At 71.7% G+C, this 13,407-nt stretch carries 10 protein-coding genes; all 10 read left to right on the top strand.

Features of this window, described 5'->3' with window-relative positions:
• The first annotated feature begins 28 nt into the window (after positions 1–28).
• The 10 genes from ACLII4_RS01810 (at position 29) to ACLII4_RS01765 (ending at position 13,243) form a co-directional block, all read left to right on the top strand.
• Positions 29–589: a hypothetical protein gene (locus tag ACLII4_RS01810; RefSeq protein ID WP_412069186.1), complete on the top strand. Its 561-nt coding sequence runs from the start codon at positions 29–31 to the stop codon at positions 587–589.
• A 133-nt stretch (positions 590–722) separates the two neighbouring features.
• Complete coding sequence (locus tag ACLII4_RS01805) at positions 723–1,541, top strand: hypothetical protein (RefSeq protein WP_412069185.1); 819 nt, start codon at positions 723–725, stop codon at positions 1,539–1,541.
• Positions 1,538–2,356, top strand: coding sequence for a hypothetical protein (locus ACLII4_RS01800; RefSeq protein WP_412069184.1), 819 nt, complete (start codon positions 1,538–1,540; stop codon positions 2,354–2,356). Before ACLII4_RS01805 ends, ACLII4_RS01800 begins: the two co-directional genes overlap by 4 nt.
• Before the next feature lie 150 nt (positions 2,357–2,506).
• Positions 2,507–2,803: a hypothetical protein gene (locus tag ACLII4_RS01795; protein WP_412069183.1), complete on the top strand. Its 297-nt coding sequence runs from the start codon at positions 2,507–2,509 to the stop codon at positions 2,801–2,803.
• Positions 2,804–2,869: 66 nt separating this feature from the next.
• Positions 2,870–4,036 carry an FIST signal transduction protein gene (locus tag ACLII4_RS01790; RefSeq protein WP_412069182.1) on the top strand — a complete coding sequence of 389 codons (1,167 nt, stop codon included), beginning with the start codon at positions 2,870–2,872 and terminating at the stop codon, positions 4,034–4,036.
• Positions 4,033–7,284: a sensor histidine kinase gene (locus ACLII4_RS01785; RefSeq protein ID WP_412069181.1), complete on the top strand. Its 3,252-nt coding sequence runs from the start codon at positions 4,033–4,035 to the stop codon at positions 7,282–7,284. Before ACLII4_RS01790 ends, ACLII4_RS01785 begins: the two co-directional genes overlap by 4 nt.
• Positions 7,285–7,659: 375 nt before the next feature.
• On the top strand, positions 7,660–8,517 hold the full coding sequence (locus ACLII4_RS01780) for a hypothetical protein (RefSeq protein WP_412069180.1): 858 nt from the start codon (positions 7,660–7,662) through the stop codon (positions 8,515–8,517).
• Between the two features lie 34 nt (positions 8,518–8,551).
• Entirely contained in the window at positions 8,552–9,988 is a 1,437-nt protein-coding gene (locus ACLII4_RS01775; protein WP_412069179.1) for a M20/M25/M40 family metallo-hydrolase, read from the top strand.
• A gap of 511 nt (positions 9,989–10,499) precedes the next feature.
• On the top strand, positions 10,500–11,615 hold the full coding sequence (locus ACLII4_RS01770) for a tolB protein precursor protein (RefSeq protein ID WP_412069178.1): 1,116 nt from the start codon (positions 10,500–10,502) through the stop codon (positions 11,613–11,615).
• Positions 11,616–11,656: 41 nt separating this feature from the next.
• The gene (locus tag ACLII4_RS01765; protein WP_412069177.1) at positions 11,657–13,243 is read left to right on the top strand and encodes an N-acetylmuramoyl-L-alanine amidase; all 1,587 of its coding nucleotides are present in this window, start codon (positions 11,657–11,659) and stop codon (positions 13,241–13,243) included.
• Positions 13,244–13,407 lie beyond the last annotated feature (164 nt).

The following is a 13,407-nucleotide window of genomic DNA, read 5'->3' as shown; positions in this document are numbered from 1 at the left end:
GGTGTCTTCGGCTCTTAGCCGCCCTCCCATGACCGATCCACCCCTCCCCGACGCCCCGGACGACGCCCCGGCCAGTCCCGTGCCGCGGCCTCGCCTCCGGCTGAGCGAGTGGGCCGACCTCGCGCAGATCGCGGGCACGGTCGCCGTGCTCGTGTCGCTGGTCTACGTCGGCGTCCAGCTCCGGCAGGCGACCGACCAGCTCGAGCGCCAGGAGAACAACGCGACGCAAAGCCAGTGGCAGGCCATCCGGCTCGCGATTGCGACCGACCGCGACGCCGCCCGCGTCTGGACCGAGGGGCTCGCCGGCGATTCGCTCGACGCCGTCGACGCCGCCCGGTTCGACCGGCTCCTCGAAGAGCACGCCTGGGCGACGGTCCACATCTGGGACCGGACGCGGCGCGGCCTGTTCGAGGCGGCCAACTTCCAGCGGTCGGCGGCCCCGCCCCTGGCCCGGTGGCTGTGCACGCCCGGCGGCGGCCCGTGGTGGACCGCGCGCCGCGACCGCTACCCCGCGGGCTTCGTGGAGGCGATGGGCACCGCGATGGGCCGCTTGGCGGAGGCCGAGGGCGTGGCGTGCCCGGTGCCCTGACCGGCGTGCCGTTCGGCCCGTCGGGGGTAGTCTCCTCTCCACCTGCCCGTCCCCGCCGTGCTCCGACGCCTCGCCCTCCCTGCCCCGCGCTCGGTTCGCCCCGGCGCCCGCCGCCAGCCCGGGGGCCGAGCCGATGACTGACGTCCCCACCCCGCCCGCCCCGGACGCGGGACCGCCGACCTCGGCCGGCCCGCCGGCCGCCCCGGCTCCCTCCGCCGAGTCGCCGAGGCGGCCGTGGACCGTTCTCGGCCGGGTGACGACGGCCGTCTGGCGGCAGGACTGGTTCGCGGTCACGCTGGAGGTCGGCATCCTGGTGCTCGGCGTGTTCCTCGGCCTGCAGGTCAACACCTGGAACGCCGACCGCGCGCGCGAGGCGCAGGAGGTCAAGGTGCTCGGCGAGCTCCTGGTCAACCTGCGGTCGGACTCCGTTGAGCACGCGGCCAACCAGGCGTTCTGGCAGCGCGTCGAGCGCTCGGCAAGTACCGTCGTTGAGGGCCTGGACGCGCAGGCGCCGTGGGCCGACAGCATGGACGTCCACTATGGGTGGCTGCTCAACAGCGGGATCTCCAACCTCAACACGTCGACCTACGAGACCCTGACCTCAACGGGGCTCGACCTGATCCGCACGGACAGCGTCCGGACGGCGATCGCGGACCACTACACCCGGGTCTACGACCGGCTCACGCAGTACGACCGAGACCTGGGACTCGACCACACGACCACCCTGGTGGCGCCCGTCGTCCTCAAGCGGATCCGGATCACCGAGCGCTGGCTCCGCGCCGAGCCGCTCGACTACGACGCGCTGCTGGACGACTTGGAGTTCCGCGAGATGGTCCGCTACAAGGCGGCGACGGCGAGCTGGATGGCCTACGTGTACGACAGCCCGATCCGCAGCACGAACCGGCTCCGCCGGATGATCGAGGGCGAGCTGGACCGGCGAGGCGCACGATGAGCGACACGCCCCTCTCCGCTCCGGACCCGGGATCGGCGACGCCGCCGACCGACCCCACCGCCCCCCCGAGGCGATGGGACTGGCGGCCCACGCTCCGCTGGTTCGCCGCCGAGATCGTCGTCGTCGTGGCGGGCGTGCTGATCGCGCTCGCCCTCAACGCGTGGTGGGGCGACCGCCAGCAGGCCCAGGAGGAGCACCGGCTGCTCGCGTCGCTGCTCGGCGAGGTCGAGGCCAACGAGGCACGGGTCGCGCGGATCGTGGCCTTCCACACCGCACTCAGGCAAACCGCGACGACGCTCCTGGAGGCCTCCGCAAACCCCGCCTCGGACGTCTCCGCCGACTCGGCCGACCAACTCCTCACCGACGTCTCGTGGTGGGGCAGCTACACCAGGCTCCAGACCGCCGTCCTCGACGCCGCCGTCCAAGACGGCCAGCTCGACCTCGTTCGGGCCGACTCGCTGCGACGCTTGCTCGGGACGTGGCACACCGAGCTCGCCGCGGTCCGGGTGCAGCGCGAGGTGGAGCTGGCCCACTTCCAAGACGTGTGGGTCCCCCTGCTCAGGTCCGAGACCGAGCTCGCCCAGGTCTCGAACCTGGCCGAGACGGTCCCCGGCAGCGGCGAGCCGTACCAGGGCGCGACGCTTCCCACCCCGCCGACGCCCACAGATCACCGACCCCTCCTCCAGAGCCGGGCGTTGCGCAACGCGCTCGTGCAGAAGGTCTGGATCGAGGACGACGTGCTCTACAAGTACGGCCAACTCGAAAGGCTTCTTCAGCGCATCCGCGCTGCGCTGGAGCGGGAGGTACGCGACTGATGCGGCGCGAGTCCGCCAGATGGCGGGGGCTGGCGGACCGTCGGCACCGAGGGCGTCGACCCCGCCTCGGTGGACGCGTGGGCGGCGTTGGCCGGGCTGTCGGACCCGCCTGTGATGGCCCCGAGGCGGCGGCAGCCGTGGCGAGAGGTCGTGTGGCGAGAGACGGCCGACCGCCTCTTCCCCGTCCGCGTGGCGCTCCGGGCCGAGCGCGGTGGCGGCGACCTCGCGACGGAGGGCTGGCTCGTGCTCGGCCCGCGGCCGGACGGGTCGGGCTATGGGCCGGACGACCTCGAGGCGGTCGCCGACGTCGCCGGGCCCGTCGGCCGGGCGTTGCGCGTCGTCGGCGTGCGCGGGGCCCAGGAGGCCGAGCGGTCCGCGGCGCTCGACGCGCTCCGCGCCGACCTCCACGACGGCCTCCGAGCCCTCCAGACCGCGCGGGCCGACTAAGCGGCGGGCGCCCGCACGGAGATCTCCTCCGGATCGCTATGATGGGCGCTCCGCGCCCCACCCCCCATGACTGTCGCCACCGGACACAGCGAGGACATCGACTCCGCCGACGCCATCGCCGAGGCGCTCGACGCCTGCGCCGACGCGCTCGCCGGGAAAACGCCCCAGGCCGGCCTGCTGTACGCGGGGATCGACCACGACTTCCAGGCGCTCCTCGACGGCGTCGAGGCCCGGTATCCGGGGGTTCAGCTCATCGGCTGCACCACGCACGGCGAGTTCTCGTCGGACGGGATCGCCGAGGACTCCGTCGTGCTCATGCTTTTCCACTCGGACCGCGTGCAGTTCGGGGTGGGCGTCGCGGAGGACGCCCGCGCCGACCCCGAGGGCGCCGCCCAGCGGTCGATCGCGGCGGCGCGCGACGGGCTGGCCGAGCCGGTCCGGCTGGCCATCGTGCTGCCCGAGGGGCTCGGCGTGGATTCCGATCGGCTCCTGGACGCGGTCAGCGCCGAGCTGGGCGACGACGTGCCCGTGTGCGGCGGGATGGCGGGCGACCAGGTCCGCTTTACCGGGACGTACCAGTTCTGCAACGGCCGGGTCTACTCCGACGCCGTGCCGGCCCTGCTCTTCGCCGGGCCGCTCCACGTGTCTACGGGCGTCGCCAGCGGGTGGGAGCCGATGGGCGACGACCACGTCGCCACGCGCGTCGAGGGCCTGGTGATCCATGAGATCGACGGCCGGCCTCCCCACGACCTGTGGATGCAGTACTTCGGCTCCTTCGAGGTCACCGGCAACCGCAACTTCTTCGCCGTCTACCCCGACCAGGCCGCCGGCACCGAGCGCTCCGACGAGTTCTACATCTGCGCGCCCTCGCACTTCCAGGACGACGGGAGCATGGTCACGCTCAACCCCGCCCTCCACGGCGCCCGCGTCCGGTTCGCGATGGCCACGCGCGACCAGATCCTGAGCGGGGCGTCGACGTCGTCGGAGCAAGCCCAGGCCGCCTATGGGACGGGGACGCCGGACGCCGCGCTCGTCTTCTCGTGTGGGGGGCGGCACCTCACGCTGGGGACGCGCGTGGGCGACGAACTGGGGCTGATGCAACAGCACATCGGCACGACCATCCCCGCCATCGGGTTCTACACCAACGGCGAGATCTGCCCGCTCCCGTCCTCGCCCCGCCCCTACCAGCACGGCGGCACCTTCGTCACCGTCCTGATCGGGGAAGACGCATGAGCGACGCCCCCCCCTCCGTCGAGACACTGGAGAAGCAGCTCCGGGTCCTCAAAAAGAAGCTCGAGCGCTCCGAGTGGCACCGCGCGGACCTCGAGAGCCAGCACGACCGCGACCAGCACCTCTACCGGCGGCTCCACGGGGACCTCGAGGCCGCGAACCGCGAGGCCCAGATCGAGGCCTCTCTGGAGCGGGTCCGTTCCCGCGCGATGGCGATGCGGAGCAGCGACGAGCTCCGCGAAATGGTGCTCGTGATCCTGACCGAGATGAAGGCCCTGGCCTTCCCCTCTGGCCGGTGCACCATCGTCCTCTTCGACCGCGAGACCGGCGACTCGGACTTCTGGATGTCCGGGCTCGCGGACGACGCGCTGCCCGAGCGCTACCGCGTCCCGTACCACGACCTCCCGACCTACCAGGCGCTCCTCGAGGGGTGGCGGCAGGGGACGCCCTTCTTCGAGATCGAGCTGGCCGGCGAGGTCAAGCGGGAGCAGGACCGGTTCTTCCACGAGGAGACCGAGTTCCGCCGGCTGCCCGAGCCCGCCAAGGAGGGGATGCGGCGGTTCGGCGACATCTGGCTCTCGAACGCCGCCACGACCCACGGCGTCGTGCAGGCCGTCGGGCCCGAGCCGCTCTCAGACGAGAATGCCGCAGTCCTCCGGCGGTTTGCCCGAGTGATCGACCTGACCTACACCCGCGTCGAGGACATCCAGCAGTCCGAGGCGCAGGTTCGCGAGGCGCAGGTCGAGGCGGCCCTCGAACGGATCCGCAGCCGGACGATGGGGATGCGGTCGAGCGGCGAGCTCTCCGACGTGATCGGCCGGATCTTCAGCGAGCTGACGCACCTGGACCTCGATCTCACCCGGTGCGTCATCTGGGTCATCGACCCGGAGACGCGGAGCGCGCGCTTCTGGATGGCGAACGCGGAGCGTCCCGACGAGCCGGACAGCTACCACATCCCCTACCACGACCACCCGTCCTACCGCGCCTTCCTCGACGCCTGGGACCGACGGGAGACGCTGTGGACCTACGACCTCCACGGCGACCTGAAGGCGACCTGGGACCAGGTGCTCTTTTCCGAGACGGAGCTGGCGCGGCTCCCCGAGGACGTGAAGGCCGGCATGGCGGCGCCTGAGCGGGTCCTCCTCACCGCCTCGTTCACCCCCTTCGGCGCCCTCCACACCGCCAGCCTCGAGCCCCTGGCGGACGAGAGCGCAGCGGTCCTCCGCCGCGTCGCCAAGGTGTTCGACCAGACCTACACGCGCTACCTCGACGTGAAGCAGGCCGAGGCGCAGGCCCGCGAGGCCCAGATCGAGGCGGCGCTTGAACGCGTGCGCGGCCGGAGCCTGGCGATGCAGTCGAGCGACGAGCTGGGCGAGCTCTCGTACGAGCTGGTCAAGCAGGTCCGGGCGCTGGGCGTCGACACCTGGCACTGCGCTTTCCACATCTACAACGAGGGCGACGAGAGCTCGACGGAGTGGGGCGCCAACGCCGACGGGTTCTACCCCCAGTACACCATCCCGAGGGTCGGAGTCTTCGAGCGCTACCACACCATTGGCCAGGCGGGCGTGGACTTGCACGTGGAGGCCATCGGGGCGGACCGGTGCGCCGAGCACTACGCGGAGCTCTGCGCCGTGCCCGGCGTGGGGGACGTGCTGCTCGGGCTCCAGGACGCGGGCGTCCCGTTCCCCGAGTCCCAGGTCGACCACGTCGCGTTCTTCGAGTACGGCTACCTGATCTTCGTCACGTTCGAGCCCGCGCCGGAGGCCCACGACATCTTCCGGCGGTTCGCCAAGGTCTTCGAGCAGTCCTACACCCGCTTCCTGGACCTGAAGCGGGCGGAGGAGCAGGCCCGCGAGGCCCGGATCGAGGCGGCCATGGAGCGGGTCCGCTCGCGCGCGCTCGCGATGACCACGTCCGACGAACTGCTCGACGTGATCGTCAAGATCCACCAGGAGTTTTCCGGCCTCGGCCTGCCCGGCGAGGTGTTCTGGCAGACCCGGTACACGCCCGAGAGCTACCACAAGGCGGTGACGAGCGTCGGGGGCAAGAAGGTGTCGGCCATCATGGAGCTCCCCCGCGGCTTCTCGATGGTGCCCGAGCTGGCGGCGTGGGAGCGCGGCGACGAGAAGGTCGGCGTGTTCCGGTTCGACGCCGAGGCCGCCGCCCGGTACGTGCACCACATGAACACCAAGGGCCACTTCCACCAGGTGGACCCGGACGGCATCACGCCCGAGATCGCGCGCGAACTGGGCGGGCTCACGTTCGTCCAGGCCCGGACGTCGCACGGCGAGATCGGCTACGCGCTCTGGGGCGAGGCCGACCCTAGCGAGGAGGCCAAGGAGGTGCTCGTCCGGTTTACCGGCGCCTTCGACCTGGCGTACCGCCGGTTCGAGGACCTCCAGCGGGCCGAGGTCAACCACCGGGCGATTCTGGAGGAGAAGGCCCAGACCGAGCGGGCCCTCGTGGAGCTCCGCGCGACGCAGGCCCAGCTGATCCAGAGCGAGAAGATGGCGAGCCTCGGCCAGCTGACCGCTGGGATCGCCCACGAGATCAAGAACCCGCTCAACTTCGTCAACAACTTCGCCAGCTTGTCCCAAGAGCTGGTCGAGGAGCTGGCCGGGGAGACGGACCCCGAGGAGCGCCGGGCGATCCTGGCCGACCTCGCGTCGAACGCGGCCAAGATCGAGGAGCACGGCCGCCGCGCCGACGCCATCGTCCGCACGATGATGGAGCACGCACGGAGCGGCTCGGGGCCGCACCGGCCCGTCGCGCTGAACGCGCTCGTCGAAGAGCACGCCGCCCACGCCGCGCACGCGGTGCGGGTCCGCCACCCCGCGTTCGCCGCCGCGCTCCGCTTCGACCTGGCGGACGACGTGGGCGAGGTCGTGGTCGAGCCCCAGGAGATCGGGCGCGTCGTGGTCAACCTCGTCGACAACGCGCTCGACGCGGTCCGCCAGCGGGCCGAGGCCGGGGCGGACCGCGACGCCCCGACGGTGACCGTCCTGACGCGGGCGACGGACGGTGGCGTCGAGATCCGCGTGGCCGACAACGGGCCGGGGATGGCGCCCGAGGTCGCGGCCAAGGTGTTCGAGCCGTTCTTCACCACCAAGCCGACGGGGCAGGGGACCGGCCTGGGGCTCTCGCTCAGCCACGACATCGTCGCGCAGGGCCACGGCGGGACGTTGGCAGTGGAGAGCGCCGAGGGCGAGGGCACAACGTTCACGCTCCGGCTGCCGGGCGGCCGCACCTGACCGCCCGGCGTCGACGGCTATGGCCGGGTCGCGACAAAGTCGAGGATCTTGTCCTTGCCGAACTCCGGCGGGACCTCGCAGCCGCCAGTCGCCCGCCATGCCGCTGGGGTGCCGCCTGGGGCGCGGAGCGAGCCGCGGTAGTGGCACGGGAAGCCGCCGGTCTCGAAGGTGAACCGGAGGCCCCGCCCACGGACCTCACCTGTGATGTCGAGCGTGGGCGGGAACGGGGCCCTGACCGGCGTGCGGTTCGGCCCGGTCCGCCGCCCTTGGATTGGGGGACGTGGCGATCCGCTGGCTGGCGGCCCCGACGACGCCCGCGGATCGCGCGGTGGGGCCCATCCCTTGGCGGAGCAGACGAGTCGGCTATGTTCGGCCATGGCCGACGCCCCCACCCCGCCCGCCTCGGCACCGCCGCCGACCCCCTCGACAGAGTCCCCGAGGCGGCCGTGGACGATCCTGGGCCGGCTGACCGAAGCCGTCCGCGAGCAGAACTGGTTCGCCGTCGGGCTCGAAGTCCTCATCGTCATCGTGGGCGTCGTCGTCGGCTTCCAGGTCACGGGCTGGGGACAGGCCCGCAGCGACGCGGCCCGCGAGCAGACCTACCTGCGCCAGCTCGCCGCCGACCTCGCCGAGACCGAACGCATCATCACGGCGACGGACTCCTCCCGGTATGCCCAGTGGCTCCCCGCAGCGTCCCGGTTGCTCCGCTCGTTCGGCCACTCCCCCAAACCTCCCGCCGACTCGGTCTTGGCGTGGTTTCCGGATGCGTGGACCCTCGCCTCCCGTCGCCCGGTGCTCGGGACCACCCACTCGCTCATCGGCTCTGGGGACCTGAATCTCATCCGTGACGATTCGCTGCGTACAGCGATCGTCGCGTACCTCGACCAGAACGAGTTTTGGCTCGACGAGCAACGCATCCAGTTTCAGACCGCCGAAGAGGCCGGAAAGGTTCTCGCGACGCGCATCGACATCCCGGAGTGGCTGGCGACCACTCTCCCCGACAGCGTCCGCGAGCAGATGTCTCGGGACTGGGAGGTTGGTGGACTCATCCCGACAGGGGATTGGGTCGCGCCGAATCCGCTGGATGCCGAGGCGTTCTACGCCGACCCAAGGATGTACACGAATGCGTTCTCGCTTGGGCTCGAAACTCAGCACATCGCCCAGACGCAGCGGCGGATGCGCGAGAGCGCCGCCGCGCTCCGCGAGCAGGTCGAGGCCCAGATCGAGCGATGAACGCCCCCCGCCCGCCTCTTTCTCCCCCCGCATAATGCGCACCTCTCGTCTCCTCCTCCTGGCCGCCCTCGTCGCCACGCCCCCGGTCGCCGCCCAGACCCGCAGCGCCGACTACACCGAGCCCCACCAGCGGCAAGCGCTGGAGCTGTACCGGACGCTCGTCGAGACGCGGACGGCCGCGGGGCACGGGCAGGTCCCCGCCGCGATGGAGATGCTCGCCGACCGGTTCCGCGCCGCGGGCTTCCCCCCAGCCGACATCCACGTGCTGCCCGCCATCGCGCGCAACGGTGAGGACATCGCGAGCCTGGTCGTCCGCTACCGGGGCGACGGGGCCTCTGGCGAGGCGCCGGTCCTGTTCCTCGCCCACGCGGACGTGGTCGACGCGCTCCGCGAGGACTGGGTGCGCGACCCGTTCACGCTCCTGGAAGAGGACGGCCTGTTCTACGGCCGTGGCACCGCCGACGACAAGTACGGCGTCGCGGTCCTGACGACGGCCTTCCTGCGGCTCCGCGCCGATGGCGTCGTGCCCGGTCGAGATCTCATCCTGGCCTTCACCGGCGACGAGGAGACGGGCATGGCGACGACGCGGGCGCTCGTCGGCGAGCACCGGGCGCTCGTCGACGCCGCGTTCGCCCTCAACGCCGACGCGGGCGGCGGGCGCTTGCGCGACGACGGGACGGCGGAGGCCTACTTCGTCCAGACGGCCGAGAAGACGTACGTCACCTTCGAGCTGGCGGTCACGAACCGCGGCGGCCACTCGGCCCAGCCCCGGTCCGACAACGCGATCTACCAGCTCATGGCGGCGCTCGCCCGACTGGAGAATCACCGCTTCCCCGTCCGCACGAATGAGACGACCCAGACGTACTTCCGTGAGGTCGGCCCAGCGCGGGGCGGGCTCGTCGGCGTGGCGATGCAGGCGCTCGCGGCCGACCCCGAGGACGACGCGGCGGCCCGCGTGCTCTGGCACGAGCCGAGCATGATCGGCACCACGCGGACGACCTGCATCCCGACGATGCTCCGCGCGGGCCACGCCGAGAACGCGCTCCCCCAGTCGGCCGTGGCGACGGTCAACTGCCGGATCTTTCCGGGCGTTGAGGTGGCGGCAGTCGAGGCCGTCTTGCGCGAGGTCGTGGCCGACCCGGCCGTGACGTTCACCGTCCTGGGCGACCCTGTCGCGAGCCCGCCCTCGCCCCTCCGTGAGGACGCGCTGGCGGCGGTCCGCGCGGGCGTCGAGCGGCTGTACCCCGGCACGCCGGTTCTCCCGCAGCAGTCGTCCGGCGGGACGGACGGGATGCACTTGCGCCGCGCCGGCATCCCGACGTACGGCACGAACGGCCTGTTCGTCCGGGCCTCCGAGGCCGGCGGCTACCACGGCCTCGACGAGCATCTCGGCGTCCGCGCCTTCTTCGACGCGCTCGAGTTCTGGGACGCGGCGATCCGCCAGCTGGCGGACCCCAGCGAGACCGACTGACACCTCTGCCGGCGAATCCGACCGACACTCGAGGCGGGACACTCGGGCAGGGCGCACACCGGACAGACGACGACCGCCGCCGCGCCCCTGCAGCGGGCCGAGGTCGGCGGGGCTCGAGCGAGCAGGGACGTCGCCGCGCGGACGGCGCTCAGCACCAACGCGGGCGTCGTCGTGGGCTTCCACGTGGCGGCAAGAGACACCCGAAGGGGCGGGGCGATTCAGAGGAAGTGCTCCGTCAATCCTCCCGCGCTAGTGCACGAATACCGTCTGCGGAAGGACTGAACGCATGCCGTGCACGATGCGCTCCGTCCCGCTCGGAACAGTCCCATTGGGCCCGGAATGCTGCAGAATGGGTCTCTCGAGGACGCTGTGTAGGATGGCGACTCGTCACGCTGTAGGACAATGTATTGTATTCGTCGTCATACTTATGACGTGCAGGTTTTTTTATCAGGGTAACGATTGCGCAGCTAGCTCCATGGCCCTACCCTCTGTGTGAACTCTCCATGACGAGGTGGCCCGTATCTCCTGGCATCCTATCGATCCCCGGCAGCCCGAACGGGAGAGCCTGCCGTCGAGATTCGCCGCCGGGGTCGTCCTCGCCCTCGTCGCAGTGGGCGGCTGCACGACGGCGGACGCGCCGCTGCCTGCCGACGAACTGGCGGCTCTCCCAGGCGCTCTCGTGTTCGCCTCAGAGCGAGACGCGGTGCGGGGCGTCTACCGGCTCGACTTCAGTGCGGAGACGGTCCGGCTGAGCCCGCTCGGCGCCGACGAGGTCCCCCTGGCGGTGTCGCCGGACGGCGCCGCGCTGGTGGTTGGGCGGGCCGTGCCCGTTGAGGGGGGGGCGCTGGAGCAGCTGGTCCTGGTCGAGGGCGACACGGCACAGGCGCTCACGCCGCCTCGGCGACGCGCCCGGCACCCGGCGTGGAGCCCGGACGGTCAGTGGCTCGTGTTCGAATCCGACCTCGACGGCTTCAGCGATGTGTACCGGGTGGACCGGCAGGGCGGCGCGCTGACGCGGCTGACGGCCAACGTGGAGGGCAACTTCGAGCCGACGGTCTCGCCCGACGGGGCCGCCATCCTGTTCTCCTCCAGCCGAGACCAGCAGGCGGAGATCTACCGGATGCGGTCCGACGGAACGACACAGACCCGCCTCCCGGCGTCGCCGCGCGACGAGTGGCGCGCCCGCTGGTCGCCGGACGGACGGTCGGTGGTGGTGCTGAGCAACGAGCGCGGGCGCGACGAGCTCTACCTGATGAGCGCCGACGGCATCGGCCGGCGACGACTCAACGCCACGCGCACCGACGCCGGCGCGGCGGAAGTCCTGGAGGCCGAGCCCACGTGGTCGCCTGACGGCGGCTCGCTGGCCTACTCGACCCGGACGCGCACCGGCGCCGGGCAGGTCTGGCGGCTCGACCTCGCCGACGGCCAGCACCACGCGCTCACCGACACCACCAGCCTCAACGGCTCGCCCGAGTGGTCGCCCGACGGCCGCTACCTCGCCTTCGTGTCCAACCGGGACGGCGACGGCGAGCTCTACGTCATGCGCGCCGACGGCTCCGGCCTGACACGCCTCACGACCTCGCTCGGCGAGGACTGGATGCCGCGCTGGGTGCCGGCTTCCCCGTGAGTCTCTCTCGTCCCCCCGCCCTCACCACCACCCCTTGTCTCATGTCCCTTCGCTCCTCCACCTCCAGCATCGGCCTCGCCGCCCTACTTCTGCTGGTCGCCGCCTCGGGCTGTACCGAGAGCCCCTTCTCGCCGTCCGACACCCCGCCCCTCTCCAACGCGGCGCCCCTCGACACGCTGTTCGCCCGCGCAGGCGCCGAGTTCGGCGTCCCCGGCGCGCTCCTCAAAGCCATCGGCTACACCGAGACGCGCTGGGAGATGATCGAGGGCCAGGAGGAGTTCGAGGGGATGCCCCCGGCGCACGGCCTGATGGCGCTCCGCGGCGACCGCCTGACCGAAGGCGCCCGGCTCGCCGGGGCCTCGACCGAGGCGGTCCGCACCGAGCCGGTGGCCAACATCCGCGCGGCGGCGGCGCTCCTCTCCCGCTGGGCGGACGAGGAGGGCATCGATCGCGCCGACCTCGAGGCCTGGGGCCCGCTCGTGACCCGATACAGCGGCATCGAGACCCCGGCCGCGCAGGCGGCCTACGTCCGCAGCAACGTGTACGGCATCCTGCGGAGCGGCACGGTCGTCCAGACGAGTGAGGGCGAGGTGCTGGGCCGCATCGAAGCGACGTCGGTAGGCACCGAGCTGCGGGGCGTGCCTCGGATCTCCGAGGCCCGCACGATGAGCGCCGACTACGGCCCGGCCATCTTTCGCTCGTCGCCGAACTACAACTCGCGTCCGTCGGGCTACACGCCGGGCATGGTGATCATCCACTCCTGCGAGGGGAACTACGCCGGGTGCTGGGGCTGGCTGACCAACTCGCAGGCCGGGGCGAGCGCCCACTACGTCGTCAACGAGACCGGCAGTGAGATCTCGCAGCTCGTCCTCGAGTCGAAGCGGGCGTGGCACATCGGCGCGAGCTACAACTGCTCGCTGAACGGCAACACGGACTGCTCCTTGAACGGGGTGTCGAGCAACCACTTCACCATCGGCATCGAGCACGCGGGCTACGCCTCGCAGTCGTCCTGGAACACGGGTCTGCTGCAGACCTCGGCCGAGCTGAGCTGCGACATCAGCGACGACTGGAGCATCCCGCGCGACATCAACCACTTCGTGGGCCACGGCCAGCTCCAGCCGTACAACCGGACCGACCCGGGCGCCAACTGGCCCTGGACGGACTACCTCAACCGGATCAGCTCGGCCTGCGGCTCGGCCCCGCCGCCGAGCACCATCATCGTCGACAGCAACAACTCGCTCAACGACACCAACGTCGGCTACGTCGACGTGTCGGGCAACTGGACCGCCTCCAGCCACAGCTCCGACTACGAGACGGGCTACTGGTGGGCGCAGACGGCGGCCGTCTCGGACGGCGCGACGTTCTGGTTCTACCTCCCGACGGCGGGCACGCGGACCATCGACGCGTGGTGGGTCTCGGGGACCAACCGCTCCAGCACGGCCCCCTTCTTGATGTACAACGCCGGGGGCAGCCAGGTCGGCTCGATGAGCGCCAACATGCAGGCCAACGGCGGCAAGTGGAACACGCTCGGGACGTACGCCTTCACGGCGGGCTGGAACCGCGTCGTCCTCTCGCGCTGGACCACCTCGGGCTCCGTCGTCATCGCGGACGCCGTGCGAATCCAGTAGAGCGCGGCGCGCGCACGTGAAGGTCGGGCACCGGGAACGGCCTCGGTGCCCGGCCCTTGTTCTGTCGCCTCGTTCGCCTTGGGCCGGCTGCTGGCGGACCGGCCGAGGCGGGCGGCTCCGCTGGCGCGGGCGGGTCGTACCATCGGGTCCACCCCGCCCGTGTG

The sequence above is a fragment of the Rubrivirga aquatilis genome (genome assembly GCF_046845665.1).
Taxonomy (GTDB): Bacteria; Bacteroidota; Rhodothermia; order Rhodothermales; family Rubricoccaceae; genus Rubrivirga.
The sequence above is the reverse complement of the archived record's forward strand: the minus strand, read 5'-3'. Positions and strand labels throughout refer to the sequence as shown.

Excerpts from the sequence above, each read along its gene's own strand:
- ACLII4_RS01810 (WP_412069186.1), top strand. The coding sequence starts at position 29 with ATGACCGATCCACCCCTCCCCGACGCCCCGGACGACGCCCCGGCCAGT.
- ACLII4_RS01805 (WP_412069185.1), top strand. The coding sequence starts at position 723 with ATGACTGACGTCCCCACCCCGCCCGCCCCGGACGCGGGACCGCCGACC.
- ACLII4_RS01800 (WP_412069184.1), top strand. The coding sequence starts at position 1,538 with ATGAGCGACACGCCCCTCTCCGCTCCGGACCCGGGATCGGCGACGCCG.
- ACLII4_RS01790 (WP_412069182.1), top strand. The coding sequence starts at position 2,870 with ATGACTGTCGCCACCGGACACAGCGAGGACATCGACTCCGCCGACGCC.
- ACLII4_RS01785 (WP_412069181.1), top strand. The coding sequence starts at position 4,033 with ATGAGCGACGCCCCCCCCTCCGTCGAGACACTGGAGAAGCAGCTCCGG.
- ACLII4_RS01780 (WP_412069180.1), top strand. The coding sequence starts at position 7,660 with ATGGCCGACGCCCCCACCCCGCCCGCCTCGGCACCGCCGCCGACCCCC.
- ACLII4_RS01775 (WP_412069179.1), top strand. The coding sequence starts at position 8,552 with ATGCGCACCTCTCGTCTCCTCCTCCTGGCCGCCCTCGTCGCCACGCCC.
- ACLII4_RS01765 (WP_412069177.1), top strand. The coding sequence starts at position 11,657 with ATGTCCCTTCGCTCCTCCACCTCCAGCATCGGCCTCGCCGCCCTACTT.